This window comes from Rahnella victoriana (assembly GCF_004330295.1).
GTDB classification, from domain to species: domain Bacteria; phylum Pseudomonadota; class Gammaproteobacteria; order Enterobacterales; family Enterobacteriaceae; genus Rahnella; species Rahnella victoriana.
Window position 1 is genome coordinate 153653 of the sequence record NZ_SJOJ01000001.1, and the last position, 16496, is coordinate 170148.

Genomic DNA, 16496 nt, shown 5'->3' on the forward strand with positions numbered 1-16496 from the left:
TACAACTTTGCCCCCGCAGGACTTTCTATGACACCCGCCGACATTGAATTCGATCAGCGCCACATCTGGCATCCGTACACTTCCATGACCAAACCGCTGCCCGCGTATCCGGTGGAATCGGCCTCCGGCGTGATGCTGCAACTGGCTGACGGACGCCAGCTGGTTGACGGCATGTCGTCGTGGTGGGCGGCGATCCACGGTTACAATCACCCGCAACTGAATCAGGCGGCAGTCGAACAAATCGGCAAAATGTCCCATGTGATGTTTGGCGGGATCACCCATCCTTCCGCCATTGCGCTGTCACGCCGCCTGGTTGACATGACACCCGCCGGTCTGGAATGCGTGTTTCTGGCGGATTCCGGCTCGGTGGCGGTGGAAGTGGCGCTGAAAATGGCGATGCAATACTGGCAGGCGTGCGGCGAAAAGCGCCAGACGCTGCTGACCCTGCGCAACGGCTATCACGGCGATACCTTTGGCGCGATGTCGGTTTGCGACCCGCAAAACTCGATGCACAGTTTGTATCAGGGATATCTGCCGGAGCATCTGTTCGCGGACGCGCCGCAGAGCCGTTTCGACGGTGAATGGGATGAGGCGGATATCGCACCGTTTGCCCGCCTGCTCGACGAGAATCACCGCAAAATCGCGGCCGTGATTTTAGAGCCGGTGGTACAGGGCGCGGGTGGAATGCGGATCTACCATCCGTTGTATCTCAAACGTGTGCGCAAGTTATGCGACGAATACGGCGTGCTGCTGATTGCCGATGAAATCGCCACCGGTTTTGGCCGCACCGGCAAGCTGTTTGCCTGCGATCATGCCGGGATTTCGCCGGATATTTTGTGTCTCGGCAAGGCGCTGACCGGCGGCTATATGACCCTTTCCGCCACGCTGACCACGCGCCATGTCGCGGAAGTGATCAGCAACGGCGAGGCCGGATGTTTCATGCATGGCCCGACATTTATGGGCAATCCGCTGGCCTGTGCGGTCGCCAATGCCAGCCTGCGTTTACTGGCGGAAAACCGCTGGCAGGCGCAGGTGTTCAGTATTGAGCATCAACTGAAAGCGCAGTTACACCCACTGGCGGAGCACCCTGCGGTGACGGATGTGCGCGTGCTGGGCGCAATCGGCGTGGTGGAGATGCGCCAGCCGGTAGACATGGCGCAGTTGCAGAAACACTTCGTTGCGCAGGGCGTGTGGATCCGCCCGTTCGGCAAACTGATTTACCTGATGCCGCCGTACATCATTTCCCCGCAGGAACTGGCGAAACTGACCGGCGCGATTGCCAGCGCACTGGCGGCACTTTACTGATCAGTTGGCACTGACTAACCGGTGCGACGTGGATAACAGCGCGCTCAGTTTTTCCCGGCTGAGCCGCGCTTCCTCATTAAGAAAATCAATCGCCACTTTCAGCGCAGGCGTCGGATTTTCCGGATATAACAGCGTGTAAGATGCGCCACTCGCCACGCATAACGGGAACGGCGCAATCACCCTGCCCGCCTGCAAATCGTCTTCAATTAACGTCAGATCGCCAATCGCCACACCGTAACCCTGTAAGGCCGAATTGATCGCCAGATCCAGCGTATCGAAATGCTGAGATTTTGCCGACGGCAATCCCTGCCCCCCTTCTTCCCGCAGCCACAGCAACCAGTCGCGACGGTCGCGTGTCGGATGCAGTAAGGTTTTATCAGCCAGATCGGCCACTTCCGTTTTTCCCTTACGGCGCGGCAGGAAATCCGGCGTGCAGACCGGCGTCAGCACTTCATCAAACAGATGATGCGCGCGGCGCTGCGATTCCGGCGGACGGCCAAACACCACGGCGGCATCAAAATGTTCGTTGCTGAAATCCACCCCGTGCGCGATGGACGCCGTCAGTTCAATCTGCATATCCGGCCGGTCGTTTTGCAGCTGGATCACACGCGGCAGCAGCCAGCGCATCGAACACGTCGGGCATTTAATGCGCAGGGTATCCGGATGTGAACCGACCCGTTTCAGGGCTTCGCCCATCAGCGCCAGCGCCTGCTCCACCGGCGGCAGTAACTGCGCACCGCGCGGGGTCAGCGTCAGCCCGCGAGCCTGACGTAAAAACAACGGATAACCTAGCGACACTTCCAGCCCGGTGATCTGCCGGCTGACCGCGCCCTGCGTGATGTGCAGCAGGGCGGCGGCATGCGTCAGATTCAGTGTCTGCGCCACCACCGCAAAGGTTTTCAGCACATTGAGCGAGGGCAGATTCAGCGCATTCAGGTACGACAGTTCAGGGGAAAGGGTCACAGTTACCTCAGAAAAATGATTACTCAGCCATGATCGGAGATCATGGTGAGTATGACAAATTTTCTATTGTCGGCACAGGGGAACTGTTGCTTAATCATTCAACAGCTAAATAATCAGCGCCTTGTCTCCGGAGCCACACACACCATGAAAAGCGCCCTGTCACCGCAGTCAAAATTACCTGATGTCGGCACCAATATTTTCACCGTCATCGGCCAGCTCAGCGCCGAGCACAATGCCCTGAATTTATCTCAGGGGGCACCGAATTTCTCATGTCAGCCTGCCCTGATCGACAGCGTGGCCAAAGCCATGCGCGACGGTCATAACCAGTACGCGCCAATGAGCGGCGTGACCGCCTTGCGTCATGCCCTTTCCGCCAAAGTCGAAGCACTTTATGGCTGCAAATATGACGCTGACAGTGAAGTGACGGTGATTGCCAGCGCCAGCGAAGGGCTGTATTCCGCCATCAGTGCCCTGGTGCATCCGGGCGATGAAGTGATTTATTTCGAGCCGTCGTTTGACAGTTATTCGCCGATTGTCCGTTTACAGGGTGCCACGCCGGTTGCCATCAGCCTGTCGATGGATGATTTCAGCATCGACTGGGATCAGGTAGCCAGCGCCATCAACAGCCGCACGCGGATGATCATCATTAACAGCCCGCATAATCCGACCGGTGCGATTTTCACAGATTTTGATATCGAGCGCCTGACCGCGCTGACCAAAGACACCGATATCGTGATCCTGTCCGATGAAGTGTACGAACATGTGGTGTTCGACGGTGAGCGCCACGAGAGCATGGCCTGCTATCCGCAACTGGCTGAGCGCAGCGTGATTGTCTCCTCTTTCGGCAAAACCTATCACGTCACCGGCTGGCGGGTGGGCTACTGTCTGGCACCGGCGGAACTGATGGAAGAAATCCGCAAAGTGCATCAGTTCATGGTGTTCTCCGCCGATACGCCGATGCAGGTCGCGTTCACCGAAGCGTTAGCCGATCCGCAAAGCTATCTCGGTCTGGCGGATTTTTATCAGCAGAAGCGCGATCTGCTGGCCGAAGCCCTCAGCGAATCCCGCTTTGAATTACTGCCGAGCCGTGGCAGTTTCTTTATGCTGGCGCGTTTTAGTCATTTCAGTCCGCTCTCCGACGACGACTTTGTGCTGAACCTGATCCGTGAACATCAGGTCGCGAGCATTCCGCTGTCGGCGTTTTACAGCAATAACAAACCTACCGGGCTTATCCGCCTGAGTTTCGCCAAAGATAACGACACGCTGTACGAAGGCGCGCGCCGCCTGTGTCGCGTCTGAGCCTTTTATCTGCCTGAATAACGCTGGGAATTGTGAATAATGAAAAAATTGAAAATCGCATTGCTGTTAGGTTGTGCCGCCGCGTCTTTCTCCGCGCTGGCTGACGGTTCCACGCTGAAATTTGGTCTGGAAGCACAATATCCGCCGTTCGAATCGAAAAGCGCGACCGGCGAATTGCAGGGTTTTGATATCGATCTGGGCAACGCCGTGTGCGCCGCCGCCAGCGTGAAATGCGACTGGTACGACACCTCGTTTGACGGCCTGATTGCGGCCCTGCAGGCGCGTAAATTTGATGCGATTAACTCGGCGATGAACGTCACGGAGAAACGTCGTCAGGCGATTGATTTCACCAACGTGATTTACCGTGTCCCGACCAAACTGATTGCCAGGAAAGATTCCGGCCTGCTGCCGACCACTGAGTCGCTGAAAGGCAAGCATATCGGCGTGTTGCAGGGTTCGATTCAGGAAAGCTACGCGCAGGCACACTGGGCACCAAAAGGCGTGGATATCGTCTCTTATCAGGATCAGAACCAGGTGTATCTGGACCTGTCATCCGGTCGCCTTGATGGCACCTTAGTGCTGGCCCCGGCCGGTCAGAGCGGTTTCCTGTCACGTCCCGACGGTAAAGACTATGGCTTCGTCGGCGACGCCGTGCGCGATGACAAGATCCTCGGCAGCGGCATCGCGTTTGGTCTGCGTAAAGGCGATACCCAGCTGAAAGAGAAGCTGGACGCGGCGATCGAGAAAGTGCAAAAAGAAGGCGTGGTCAAATCGCTGTCGAAGAAATACTTCGGTGATATTGATGTGAGCGTGAAGTAATTTATGCCCGCACAATTTGCGTCCCTTAATCAGATTTTGTTTAAGGGACGTCATGGGACACTATATTATTTCCCCGCATCCATATCGCAGCGCATATGATCCCATCCCTGATAATCCTTCACCTCTGGGACTTTATCCGGCAAGTTCATCCACTCGGCTTTGAATTGACTTTTTGATTCCTTAAGCCCTCTTTCGGTCATATACACCATGCCCCATGACCAACCTGGCGCACGCGGTTCAATTTTATGAGATGTGCCATCAGATGCAATATAAGGAATACCTGAACCGCCAGTAAGGATGCGCGGATCATCAAATCCCCTGGATGACATATAGAGACTTTTTTTGGTCAGTAAAAAACCCTGATCATTAATGACGGTGAAAGAAATAGCATCGTTATAGGGAGGGGCATTATCTCCGTTCGGTTCGTTAGGACCAGGAGACATTCGGGCGCTTCCTATTTCCCATGTTTTTCCATAATCTTTAGATACGGTGAAACTCCCTATCACGCCCCCCCACCAGGGGATAGCAATATATCGTTCTGATGGATGAACATATTTATGGGTGAAAATCCGGTAAAACTGGCTGGCGATTTCCGAACGTATTCCTAACTTAGTATCGATGTACCAGAGTTCCCCTTCGCAGTCCCAGCCTTTTAGTTCCAGATAGCGATGATCGTCAAAACGATAAACAATCTGCGTCGGTACCTTTTTGGCCTGCACAGCGTTAACTGCAAGTAACATCAGCAAACCTGATAATAATGTTAATCCCTTCATGACTTCCTCCTTATGCTTTTAGCTGGCTGTCACTTAATGGCGTCGGCATTTTCCATTGATTGATTTTTACCATTCCTGAACTGCCCGCAGGATAGAGTCCCATTTCGATTTCAACACGGCTACGCACATAGGGTTTTTCGCGGGGGCCATACCCATTGTCCACACCAAAATTACCAATAGGCAGCACTTGCTCAGGTTTGTTCATATGACGCTTTGTATCATCCTCAGGTAATCTTCCTGTCCGATAGTATTGTTTAGCAAATAAGAAAGGGTTCAACGGATCCCGCCAGTCGGCCCGATGGAGCAAACTTTCTCAGAACACCCCTTCCTTGTAATCGAATGATTTGCACTGTCCAATGGCCAGATCAAATGCCATAGCATGAGAAGGCGCAAATTCACTCATCACGATGGAGGAATGCTGGCTGTAGCCCACCGGATCGGTTTTCTGCCATTCCTTTTCAAGTTCTGCGCGTGACTTCAGCCAGGTAAGCTGGATCCCACGATAGTCAGGCGTGCCCGTAATAACGCCTTTAATGATTTTTTTCTCACGACTGATGCTTTCAATTGCGAGTTGTTGCTCATTGAGCACAGACCCAGGCATAAGGTCGCGGTAATCATATTTATCCAGCTGATAGACGGCCTTGTCTGTCCGGCTTAACGCCCCCGCTTTGGCAGAATAGGAAATCGTCTGGTCTGGGCTGTCGGGATCAACAGCATATTCATAATTTGACTCCTGCCCCTGTAAAACAAATTTGAAGGTTTCCGGCAACTCTTCAGCGTTGGGGATCACGTCGCGGAAATAATAGGCCGCATTCATACCCGATTCCGTGCTGAAATCGCCCAATTGCTTAATGGGATAAACAAAAGGCTGTCCATCCGGTGCTTTACCCACTTCACCATGCTGAACAAAGACGCGCTGATAAAGATTAGGGATATCCTGCGCAATCGTCTGCGGCACACCCCGCCAGCCGATGCCCTGCACATTTTGCAGTGATACGGTGTCATCATCAGCACAAAAATAGTTATACACTTTGCCGTGATTATTCCGGCTGTAACGCGGGTCAGTATGCCACTGGTTTTTCTTAGCCGACGGCAGCGCACACAGACTCTCAATGGCCGTGATTTCCTCTTCCGTGTGCTGCCCGCCTTTGTATTGTGTCGCCATCAGATTACAGAAGTTCTTAAAGGTCTTCTGTCTTGCCTCGGTAGTCTGCTGATGACCTTCCTGAAGGTTCTCACTTAGGCGGCTTTCCAGGGAATACGGAGAGTGATTCATGATCACACAGTTTGCCGGTTCTCCCCCTGCCTGCTTAACCAGCATATTTGCCAGCATGGTGATAATGGTTCCCTGACTGTGTGCGACAACGTTTATGACATCTTTTTCTGTTACGGGGTTATCCCGTATCTGCATAATTAAATCCGCCAGCCTTTGTGCGGCAAAAAACTGATAGATACGGTGCGGGTTTGGGTAAATCGGGTGTGTGTAATTGCCGCCATTCATATAAAGCGTGGCGAAGCCTACCGCAGCCAGTACCGCGCCCCCTGAACCCGGCCCTACATATCCGGAATGCAAGTTGTCGCGTTGGCAAACGTGCCACCATTTTTTGCAAAATTCGCATCCAGTGCATTTTTAAAGCTGTCATTCTGAAATTTCACGGCATTGCTGCCGTCGTTCCCCTGAGCCGCCATTTTTTTGGGGTCATCTTCCTGATAAGCGTCATAGGGAAGTTTTGCGGCGGCGTCTGAGGCTGCCAGTTCATGACGGTATCTTTGCTGATCTTTGATGTAGTCATCATGGGTGACGGGTTTATAGCCCCAGTAAAAGGGAATGACGGGTGAGCGGCCAGGGGCATCGATTTTTTGCTGCGCACTTTCATTATGCATCGGCATAAAATCCTGCCATTCATGCGCGTATAAATCGGCGCGATCAAGGCGTTTTCTCAAACCGGCGATGATGCCTTTTTCCTGGTTCTGATATGCCTCACCCACGTCATTCACACCATGTACCAAAATGACGATGCAGGGCATAGGGCGTTTAATCCCGATGTTGCAGGTCTGTGCCGCTAAACCCAGCGAGTGATGTACACCGATCTCATTAGTGGCAATGACGCGGGGTTGGTAAGGGCTGTTTTTTTTATCAGTCATGTCAAAATCCTTTTAAGTACTTATAAAAAGCAACTACGAGATACAGAAAACAATAACGCTTTTAATTTAACAGAAGGTTTAAATAAAAACCCAATGAGAGTTTACTATTATTGCCAGGCATTAAAATTCAAATGAAATATATATTATCGACTTGATTAATAATAACCACAAAAATTCAATAGAAAAATAAAAATTGAGATAATGGTACGAAAGGGATTATTGATTAATTATATGAGATATCCACATTTAGATAATATTTTAATTATTCCCTTCACCGGGAAGGGAATAAAGTGACTCAATACTCAGAATTCACAATCACTTCTTCGCCAAACACACCGGCCTGCGGCAATGGTTTATAGCTGGAGTTTGAGGCGCGCAGAACGCGAATCCCCCTCGCGCTGACGGCCTGAGCGGCAGTGATGTCGTTATCCGAATCGCCGTAAAACATTTTAATCTGCTTATCTTTCAGCCACTGGACTTTAGTGTTTTGCCCGGCTTTGTCACCGGCAAAAATCACCGGATTCACTTTGTCCTGCGGGATCTGGAAATCGTTCTGCAAGGTTTTAGTCACGGTCTCAGTTTTGGTTTCACTGCGTCCCGTCACGAAGTAAATGCTGTCGCCACGCTTAAGGTGCATAGCAATCAGGCTCTTCGCCACCTCTTTTGGCATGCTGAAATTATCCCAGCCGTTGTTCATTTTCTCCCAAAACTGCGGGTTCTTCAGATAATCCTGTTTCCCCGGAGAAAACTCCACCTGACCGCGGTAAAAGCCCGGCGAGGAGAACAGCACCGTGTCATCAATATCAAAACCTACCGCCATCGGCGGGCGGCCATTGAGGCTGTTTTCAATCTGAGCGACCGACACCCAGTGAACCGGAGCTTGCTGCGCGAGTTGTGCAACATTCACACCGGGATAAAGCGGTGCAGGCGTGGCGTCTTTAGCCATAGCAGACTGATTCAGGCTAAGCAGCAGGAAGATGGCACTCAGTGCCAGAGGAGTTTTACGCATCAGGATCCCTTTTTTATGCTTATTTATCTTGCAGGTAAAGTGGAGCAACTGGTCAAAAATCTTAACGACCATACCTGCGCAACTTCAAGATTTAAAGGAATTTTCCGGCGGATATCATAGGAAAAGATGATGGTCACATTTCCATGTAAAACCGTCTGAATTATTCAAACATGGCATAAACCGCTTCGTTCCAAAACTGTTTAGCGTCCTATACTTATTTCCAAATACATTGGCTTTTATCTTTCTTATAAGAAAACGAAAAGGAATGACCATGCCTCAGTTACAGTCTGAAAACCGCCGCATCGTGCTGGCGTCACGTCCGCACGGTAAACCTGTCGATGAAAATTTCCGTCTGGAAAAATCCCCGTTGCCGCAAGCGAAAGACGGCCAGTTATTGCTGCGCACCGTCTGGCTCTCACTCGACCCGTACATGCGTGGCCGCATGAGCGACGCGCCTTCTTACGCCGCGCCGGTGCAAATCGGGGAAGTGATGACCGGCGGTGCGGTGTCCCGCGTAGTGGAATCGAAAAGCCCGGATTTCAAAACCGGTGATTTAGTGGTCGGCAGCACCGGCTGGCAGGATTATGCCGTGGCCGATGCCAATACCGTGAAAAAACTGGAAGGTGCCGCGCTGAAACAGCCTTCCCTGGCGCTCGGTGTATTGGGCATGCCGGGCTTCACCGCGTTTATGGGGCTGCTGGATATCGGCGAGCCGAAAGCAGGGGAAACGCTGGTCGTTGCCGCAGCGACCGGACCGGTGGGTTCGCTGGTCGGGCAGATTGGGAAAATCAAAGGCTGCCGCGTGGTGGGCATCGCGGGCGGCGAAGAGAAATGCCGCTATGCGGTTGAGCATTTCGGCTTTGATGAGTGTCTCGATCACCGTGCGCCGGATCTGGATACACGCCTGAAAGCGGCCTGCCCGGACGGCATTGATGTCTATTTCGAAAACGTCGGCGGCGCGGTATTCGACGCGGTGCTGCCGCTGCTCAATACCAAAGCGCGTATTCCGCTGTGCGGGCTGGTGTCGCAATACAACGCGACCGGCCTGAAAGAGGGACAAGATCGTCTGTCGCTGCTGACCGGCACCATCCTGAAAAAACGGATGCGTATGCAGGGCTTTATTATTTTTGATGATTACGGCCACCGCTACCCTGAATTTGCAAAACAGATGAGCGAATGGTTTGAAGCCGGGAAAGTGAAATTCCGCGAAGATGTCGTGGAAGGATTAGAGAACGCACCGCAGGCGTTCTTTGGTCTGCTTGAGGGTAAAAACTTTGGCAAACTGGTCGTTCGTGTCGGTCAGGACTGATCTGTTTCACGTCAGCTGACGGCGTCCACAGGAGGTAACATGAAATTACTGATTGTATTGACATCACACGATAAGCTTGGCGAAACCGGCAAGAAAACCGGTTTCTGGCTGGAAGAATTCACCGCGCCCTACTACGAATTTCTCGATGCAGGCGCTGAACTGACACTGGCCTCGCCGAAAGGCGGACAGCCGCCGCTCGATCCGAAAAGCGATGAGCCGGACGCGCAGACCGAAACCACGGAGCGTTTCCGCAAGGATACAGACGCACAGCACGCCCTGGCCTCGACGGTCAAACTCAGTGAAGTCAGCGCGGAGGATTTCGATGCGATTTTCTATCCCGGCGGTCACGGGCCGTTGTGGGATCTGGCCGAAGACCCGCACTCCGTTGCGCTGATCCAGGCTTTCTGGGCAGCGGGCAAGCCGGTTTCTGCGGTATGTCACGCACCGGGCGTGCTGCGCGGGGTTCTGGTGGAAGACGGCACGCCGCTGGTGAAAGACAAGCGCGTGACAGGCTTCAGTAACAGCGAAGAAGACGCGGTCGGGCTGACGGATATCGTGCCTTTCCTGGTCGAAGACGAGCTGAAAAAACATGGCGGCGATTACAGTAAAGCGGCGGACTGGCGGCCTTATGCGGTCACCGACGGCAAGCTGATCACCGGCCAGAATCCGGCCTCTTCCAGAGCCGTCGCGCAGGCGTTGCTGAAAATGCTGGGCGGCGGCGAGATCGGCAAGTAATCTGACCGTTAACATTTCACCATCTGAAGAGGGTTTTATGGCTTTTACACTGACCAGTAATGATTTGCGCGACGGCGAAAAAATGCCGGAAACGCAGGTTTTTAACGGCATGGGCTACAACGGTGACAACCTGTCGCCGCATCTGGCCTGGTCCGGTGCGCCTGAAGGCACCAAAAGTTTTGTGATAACGGTGTACGATCCGGATGCACCGACCGGCTCCGGCTGGTGGCACTGGGGTGTGGCCAATATTCCGGCTGACGTCACCGAACTGCCGCAAGGCGCAGGCTCCGGCAAAGGCGGTTTACCCGCTGGCGCGGTTCAGACCCGTACCGACTTTGGTAAAGCCGGTTATGGCGGCGCAGCGCCTCCGCAAGGCGAACACCATCACTATCACTTCACCGTCTACGCCATCGATACTGAAACGCTGGAAGTCGATGAGAACGCCAGCGGCGCGTATCTCGGCTTCAACGTTCACTTCCATACTCTCGGCAAAGCATCACTGACAGTGATATACAGCTGATTCCTGTGGTATAAAAGACGCAGAAAAGGTGGTCAGTTTTTACTGGCCGCCGTTTTTTTATTGCGGCTCTGGCCGCGACATTGAAAAAAAAGAATAACCTTCTTCATCAAGGAGTCAGTCCAAGTGAAAATTTCCACCCTGTCGCGCGCGTGCGCTATCTTGTCGGCCAGCCTGATCCTGGCGGCATGTAGCAGCAGCCATGAAGGCTTATCCAGCCAGGTTGCGCCGGGCACCGCGTCACTGCCCGTGTTATCAGCGGACGAAGCGGCCAATTTTACAACGAAAAATTATCTGGCCTTTGGCGGCCCTTCTTTGCAGGTTCAGCAGCAGGGCTGGTTCCCTAAACTGGCAAGCACTGACGGCGTGAAAACCAACTTCGTGGTCGGCCCGCAGTTAGGCACCGACGGCGCAGAATATTCCAGCGTTCAGATGGCGGTAAACGCCGCGCTGGCGGTACGTAACCACGGCGAGCGTATCTTCATTAAAATCCTGCCGGGTACCTACAACGGCGCAGTTTACATTCCGGCTGGCGCACCGCCAGTGACCTTATTCGGTGCAGGCAACAGCTCTGCGGATGTGACCCTCGCACAGGGTCTGGAAGCCTCAGTAGCGCCAGCAACTTACCGTTCTACTGTCAGCCCTAACGGTCAGTTCCTGCCGGGCGATCGCGCATTCTATATGTTCCAGAATTGCGCTACTCAGACCACCGACACCATCGGTACCGGTTGCAGCGCGACTGTCTGGTCACAAAGCAACGGTCTTCAGGTGCAGAACCTGACCATCGGCAACTCCCTGCTCGATACCGTGGATGCGGGCGATCACTCCGCCGTGGCATTGCGTACCGACGGCGACAATGTGATTCTGGATAACGTGCGCCTGATTGGCCGCCAGAACACCCTGATGGTTAACACCGCCAATATCCACAACCAGATCAACAACAGCCGTTACAGCCGTGCTTACGTGCATAACAGCCTGATCGTGGGTGATGTGGATTACGTGATTGGCCGTGCAAGCGCGGTATTCGACCATGTGGAATTCCACACCGTCAGCAGCCGTGGCGTGAAACAGGCATCCATCTTTGCACCGAACACCCCGGCTATCGCGCCTTATGGTTTCCTGGTGATCGACAGTAACCTGACCGGTGACCGTGGCTTCGAGCAGGCAGCGAAAGCGAAAATGGGCCGTGCGTGGGATGCCAGTGATGCCAACAGCCAGCTGGTGATCCGCGACAGCAGCTTCGACAACAGCTATGACCAGATGAGCCCGTGGGGCGCTTCCGTCTTCTCCGGCCAGCCGTTTGTCGGCAATGTGCCGAAAGATGATAAACAACAGCGCAACGTGAATGACACCAGCTTCAACCGCCTGTGGCAGTACAACAACGTGCTGACTCAGCCTGCGAAGTAATTCAGTCTGATGTTGTGAAAAAACCGCCGGGGTTGCCTCCGGCGGTTTTTTTTGATCACAAGGAAATGTTATCGCGCTTCGTTACCAAGGCGGAACACCGACACGGTACGTTCCAGATTGACCGCCTGCTCATCGAGCGATGCTGCCGCGCTGGCAGACTGCTGAACCAGCGCCGAGTTTTGCTGCGTCACGGTATCCATTTCCGCCACCGCCAGCGCAATCTGGCTGATGCCACGACTTTGCTCGTCCGACGCCGAGGCAATCTCATGAATAATTTGTGTCACATGACGGACCGAGCCGACAATCTCTTCCATAGTGCCACCGGCTTTCCCGACCAGCACCGAACCGTTGTTGACGTTAATCACTGATTTGTCGATCAGCCCTTCGATCTCTTTCGCTGCCTGCCCGCTGCGCTGCGCCAGATTGCGCACTTCGCTGGCGACCACCGCAAAACCACGCCCCTGCTCGCCTGCGCGTGCCGCTTCCACCGCCGCGTTCAGCGCCAGAATATTGGTCTGGAAAGCGATGCTGTTGATCACCGTGGTGATTTCTGAAATCTGCTTCGAGCTGACGGTGATTTCTTTCATCACGCCCACCACATCGGCCACCAGTTTACCGCCACGCGCCGCCGTATCCGCCGCATCCGAGGCCAGCTGACTGGCCTGACTGGCGTTGTCGGCGTTCTGTTTCACCGTCGAGGTCAGCTGCTCCATACTCGCCGCCGTTTGCCCGAGCGCCGCCGCCTGCTCTTCAGTACGGGCCGACAGATCGATGTTGCCCGCCGCAATCTCACCCGAGGCGCGCGTCACCTGCGTCACGCCCTGACGGATATCGCCGATGATGCCGTGCAGGTTCTGGTTCATGGTTTCGATCGCCCGGCTCAGTTGCCCCACTTCGTCAAAACTGTGACTGGCTGAATGCGTGGAAAGATCCCCGGCGGCGATGCGTTCTGCGGTTTGCAGCGTACGGCGCAACGGCAGCGTCAGCTGACGGGTCATCCGCCACGAAATCAGCACACCGGCAATCACGGTCGCCACGATGATCACCAGCATTTCCTGAATGGTGCGCGTGACTTCGTTGTGCAGGTTATTCATCTCGTGATCGAGCAGTGTGTTCGACGCTGAGGTCAGCGCCAGCCCGGCGGCGGCCAGTTTTGCGGTAATGTCCTTGGCATCGCTGCCCGCCGGAGGATTCAGCGTTTGCTGCCAGTTTTCACGGTAATGACGGATATTTTCCGGCATGGCATCCACCAGCGGCTGATCCCGCGGATCCCATGAATAGGCTGCCACCTCGGTCTGCCGGGTTTCCAGCTTATCCAGTGCCTGTCGGTTTTCTTCAACAAATTTGGGGTCTTTGCTGGCCATGTATGACAGCCGGGTGAATTTCGCATCGCTCAGTAAATCGTTGACGGTTTTGAGCAAGGTGGCTTTTTCTGCGCGTTGGTTGATGCTGGTCAGATGGGTGATACCGGACACAGCGACAAAGGATCCCAGCAGCAACACCAGCGCAAATCCTGCGCCGAGTTTGTTAGCGATTGTGGCATGGCGAACCCGGCCAGCGATCCCTGAAAGTACATTCATTTTCTTCTCCCTGATAAACAAAAGGACTGACTCTGAAGTGGCAACGCCACCGAAGAATGAGTGAATAACGGGAGAGTTATCGACCAGTGATGTTCAACATTTAGAGGGACGTTAAAATATTTCTTATCAATAGCACGTCCGGCACAGGCAATAAAAAAGCCCCTTATTACAGGGGCTTGATCATTATTTCACAGCGGTATTATGGGTCAGTTAAAAATAAAACATTAACTAAACTCATCAGTAACCCTGTGTGATTAATGAATTTCCAGAATGCTTACCCACATCGGACCTTTACCCACGGCGTACGTTTTCAGGGTGGTCAGCTGACCGTTTTGCGGATCAATCTTCGCCACTTCGATGGCATCGGATTTCTGACCGGCAGTGATCACATACTGGCCGGTATGATCGATATTGAAACCGCGTGGCTGCGTCTGGGTGGCATGATGGCCGACCAGCTCCAGCTCGCTGCCGTCTGCTGAAACGCTCAGCACGGAAATCAGGCTGGCGGTACGATCGGAGGCATACAGGAATTTGCCGTCCGGCGTGATGTGTAAATCCGCCGCCCAGCAGGTGCCGGTGAAATCCGCAGGCATAATGCCGAGGGTCTGCACCTGACGGTATTCGCCGCTTGTCACGTCTTTCTGGTACACGTCCACGCTGCTGTTCAGCTCATTTACACAGTAGGCAAAATGATGATTCGGGTGGAATGCCATATGGCGCGGACCGGCACCGGCGACGGTTTTCAGCTCCGGCGCGTCATGCGGCGTCGCTTCACCGTTCACGCTGAAGTCGAACTGACGGATGCGGTCTTCTTTCAGTGCCGGGATCATCAGCACCTGATTCGTCGGGTCAATATTGGCTGAGTGCGGCGCCTGGATGTTTTCCAGTACCTGAGTCGGCGCCAGCGCGAGACCTTTTTCATCCAGCGGATGAATGCTGACGTTGTTAAAACTGTAGGACGCGGAGAACACAAAACGCCCCTGAAGATCGATACCCAGATGGGTCGGGCTGCCCGGCAGCGGAGCCATCGCGGCTTCTTCCAGCTGACCTTCGTGGTCGATACGGTAAGTCAGCACGCCGAATTCCGGACGCACGCCGACATACAAACGGTGGCCATCAGGATGAATCACCATCGGCTGAACCTGTCCCGGAACCTCAACGGTTTGCAGCAGGCTCAGTTCACCATTATCTGCCAGACGAAAAGCATGGATTTGCTGGCTCTCAGGGCTGGCAACATAGACGATTTGCTTCATCACATCTCCTTATTAAATCTCAATGGACAGTTATGTTTTGTAAAAGCGTAGCTCAGGTTAGCACGATAACCCAGCTCACCGGCGGCACCTTTAGTGCCGGATACGCGGTTTAATTAGCAGGCTAAAAAAGGTAACATGGCGATAATTCCCCCGATCCACCTACACTTACGATGGACTGCTCATGACTTATCGCATTATTGCGCTCGATCTCGACGGGACGCTGCTTGACCGCCAGAAACGTATCCTTCCAGAATCCCTCGCCGCACTGGCCGATGCCCGCGCGCAGGGTATCAAAGTGGTCGTCGTGACCGGACGCCATCATGTGGCGATCCATCCGTTTTATCAGGCATTGCAACTCGATACACCTGCTATCTGCTGTAACGGGACGTATTTGTATGATTATCAGGCGCGTAAGGTCTTAACCTCCGATCCGCTGGATCCGGTTAAGGCGAAAAAAGTCGTGGATTTGCTGGAGTATCACGGCATTCACGGGCTGCTGTATGTGGATGACGCGATGCTGTTTCAGCAACCAAGCGGTCATGTGAGCCGTTCTATCGCCTGGGGACAAACCCTGCCGGAACATCAGCGTCCGACGATTACTCAGGTTAACAGCCTGCGGGACGCCGCGGACGCCGCGCAGTCCATCTGGAAATTTGCCACCTCGCATCAGGATCTCGACACGCTGCATACCTTTGCGGCACAGGTGGAAAACGAGCTGGGTCTGGCCTGCGAATGGTCATGGCACGATCAGGTGGATGTCGCGAAAGGCGGCAACAGCAAAGGCCGTCGTTTGCAGGAATGGGTAGAATCTCAGGGCATGAGCATGCAGGACGTGGTGGCGTTTGGTGATAACTATAACGACCTGAGCATGTTAGAAAATGTCGGTCTGGGCGTGGCGATGGGCAATGCCGCCGATGCGATCAAAGAACGCGCCGCGCTGGTCATCGGCGACCACGAAACGCCGGGAATTGCCGACGTGATCCGCAGCAAAGTCCTCAGCTAACCCCCGCTTTATCCGCCTTCCCCTGTTAAACGGGGAAGGCGACACGTCTTTTGTGGATATCACTCCGTTTTCACTGCGGCTTTTTTTCTCGGCGCAATGATATTCCGGCGTATTAACCTGCACTCCTCATCAAAATACCGGCTCGGCCAGATCACCCACGGATGAACGCCCAGCGCGCGGGCGATCAGCATTTCCCCTTTCGGCCACGGACGTGCCAGCGCATTGGCCAGTGTCGAGGATCCTAAACCTGCTCTGCGTGAAACTTCTGCCAGCGTGGTTCTTTTTTTGCGCAGCCCGGCGATGATATCCGCCTGATGCCAGTCTTTTAATGTTCCCTTTTCCATCACTCTTCCTTTGTTGTGCCTGCAGCCAACAGAAA

At 53.9% G+C, this 16496-nt stretch carries 17 protein-coding genes; 8 read left to right on the forward strand and 9 right to left on the reverse strand.

What is annotated here, in order from left to right; translation table 11 throughout:
• The first annotated feature begins 27 nt into the window (after positions 1 to 27).
• Positions 28 to 1305 (forward strand): adenosylmethionine--8-amino-7-oxononanoate transaminase, encoded by a 1278-nt coding sequence (gene bioA, locus EYY67_RS00750; protein ID WP_131692611.1) that lies wholly within the window; start codon positions 28 to 30, stop codon positions 1303 to 1305.
• Here bioA and EYY67_RS00755 read toward each other — a convergent pair whose 3' ends face one another.
• Positions 1306 to 2268, reverse strand: coding sequence for a LysR substrate-binding domain-containing protein (locus EYY67_RS00755; RefSeq protein ID WP_131692612.1), 963 nt, complete (start codon positions 2266 to 2268; stop codon positions 1306 to 1308).
• A gap of 144 nt (positions 2269 to 2412) precedes the next feature.
• On the opposite strand from EYY67_RS00755, the gene EYY67_RS00760 reads away from it, so the two are divergent.
• Entirely contained in the window at positions 2413 to 3567 is a 1155-nt protein-coding gene (locus EYY67_RS00760; protein WP_131692613.1) for a methionine aminotransferase, read from the forward strand.
• Between the two features lie 39 nt (positions 3568 to 3606).
• Complete coding sequence (locus EYY67_RS00765) at positions 3607 to 4386, forward strand: ABC transporter substrate-binding protein (protein WP_131692614.1); 780 nt, start codon at positions 3607 to 3609, stop codon at positions 4384 to 4386.
• Between the two features lie 65 nt (positions 4387 to 4451).
• Here EYY67_RS00765 and EYY67_RS00770 read toward each other — a convergent pair whose 3' ends face one another.
• The 5 genes from EYY67_RS00770 to aphA all read right to left on the reverse strand — a co-directional run bounded on the left by EYY67_RS00770 (position 4452) and on the right by aphA (position 8313).
• Positions 4452 to 5159 (reverse strand): T6SS immunity protein Tli3 family protein, encoded by a 708-nt coding sequence (locus tag EYY67_RS00770; protein WP_131692615.1) that lies wholly within the window; start codon positions 5157 to 5159, stop codon positions 4452 to 4454.
• 10 nt (positions 5160 to 5169) lie between these two features.
• Positions 5170 to 5436 (reverse strand): hypothetical protein, encoded by a 267-nt coding sequence (locus EYY67_RS24630; RefSeq protein WP_242675550.1) that lies wholly within the window; start codon positions 5434 to 5436, stop codon positions 5170 to 5172.
• Between the two features lie 36 nt (positions 5437 to 5472).
• Positions 5473 to 6732: a T6SS effector phospholipase Tle3 domain-containing protein gene (locus tag EYY67_RS24635; protein WP_242675551.1), complete on the reverse strand. Its 1260-nt coding sequence runs from the start codon at positions 6730 to 6732 to the stop codon at positions 5473 to 5475.
• A complete protein-coding gene (locus EYY67_RS24640) occupies positions 6714 to 7304 on the reverse strand; it encodes a T6SS effector phospholipase Tle3 domain-containing protein (RefSeq protein WP_242675552.1) in 591 nt (196 codons plus the stop codon). The genes EYY67_RS24635 and EYY67_RS24640 overlap by 19 nt, the downstream gene beginning before the upstream one ends.
• Before the next feature lie 295 nt (positions 7305 to 7599).
• The gene (gene aphA / locus EYY67_RS00780) at positions 7600 to 8313 is read right to left on the reverse strand and encodes an acid phosphatase AphA (protein ID WP_119827432.1); all 714 of its coding nucleotides are present in this window, start codon (positions 8311 to 8313) and stop codon (positions 7600 to 7602) included.
• 271 nt (positions 8314 to 8584) lie between these two features.
• Here aphA and EYY67_RS00785 point away from each other — a divergent pair, with 271 nt between their 5' ends.
• From EYY67_RS00785 to EYY67_RS00800, 4 genes are all read left to right on the forward strand, one after another.
• Positions 8585 to 9622: an NADP-dependent oxidoreductase gene (locus tag EYY67_RS00785; RefSeq protein ID WP_095921241.1), complete on the forward strand. Its 1038-nt coding sequence runs from the start codon at positions 8585 to 8587 to the stop codon at positions 9620 to 9622.
• Between the two features lie 39 nt (positions 9623 to 9661).
• Positions 9662 to 10357, forward strand: a complete 696-nt coding sequence (locus tag EYY67_RS00790) for a type 1 glutamine amidotransferase domain-containing protein (protein WP_119826571.1) — start codon at positions 9662 to 9664, stop codon at positions 10355 to 10357.
• Positions 10358 to 10394: 37 nt separating this feature from the next.
• The gene (locus EYY67_RS00795) at positions 10395 to 10877 is read left to right on the forward strand and encodes a kinase inhibitor (RefSeq protein WP_095921239.1); all 483 of its coding nucleotides are present in this window, start codon (positions 10395 to 10397) and stop codon (positions 10875 to 10877) included.
• Positions 10878 to 11000: 123 nt separating this feature from the next.
• Positions 11001 to 12281 (forward strand): putative acyl-CoA thioester hydrolase, encoded by a 1281-nt coding sequence (locus EYY67_RS00800; RefSeq protein WP_131692616.1) that lies wholly within the window; start codon positions 11001 to 11003, stop codon positions 12279 to 12281.
• 68 nt (positions 12282 to 12349) lie between these two features.
• Here the strand turns inward: EYY67_RS00800 and EYY67_RS00805 are convergent, their stop codons facing one another.
• A complete protein-coding gene (locus EYY67_RS00805; RefSeq protein ID WP_131692617.1) occupies positions 12350 to 13861 on the reverse strand; it encodes a methyl-accepting chemotaxis protein in 1512 nt (503 codons plus the stop codon).
• Positions 13862 to 14115: 254 nt separating this feature from the next.
• Positions 14116 to 15114, reverse strand: coding sequence for a 6-phosphogluconolactonase (gene pgl, locus EYY67_RS00810; RefSeq protein WP_131692618.1), 999 nt, complete (start codon positions 15112 to 15114; stop codon positions 14116 to 14118).
• A 181-nt stretch (positions 15115 to 15295) separates the two neighbouring features.
• Here pgl and EYY67_RS00815 point away from each other — a divergent pair, with 181 nt between their 5' ends.
• Complete coding sequence (locus EYY67_RS00815) at positions 15296 to 16117, forward strand: pyridoxal phosphatase (protein ID WP_131692619.1); 822 nt, start codon at positions 15296 to 15298, stop codon at positions 16115 to 16117.
• A 59-nt stretch (positions 16118 to 16176) separates the two neighbouring features.
• On the opposite strand, the gene EYY67_RS00820 is transcribed toward EYY67_RS00815, so the two are convergent.
• Entirely contained in the window at positions 16177 to 16461 is a 285-nt protein-coding gene (locus EYY67_RS00820; RefSeq protein WP_095921234.1) for a helix-turn-helix domain-containing protein, read from the reverse strand.
• Positions 16462 to 16496 lie beyond the last annotated feature (35 nt).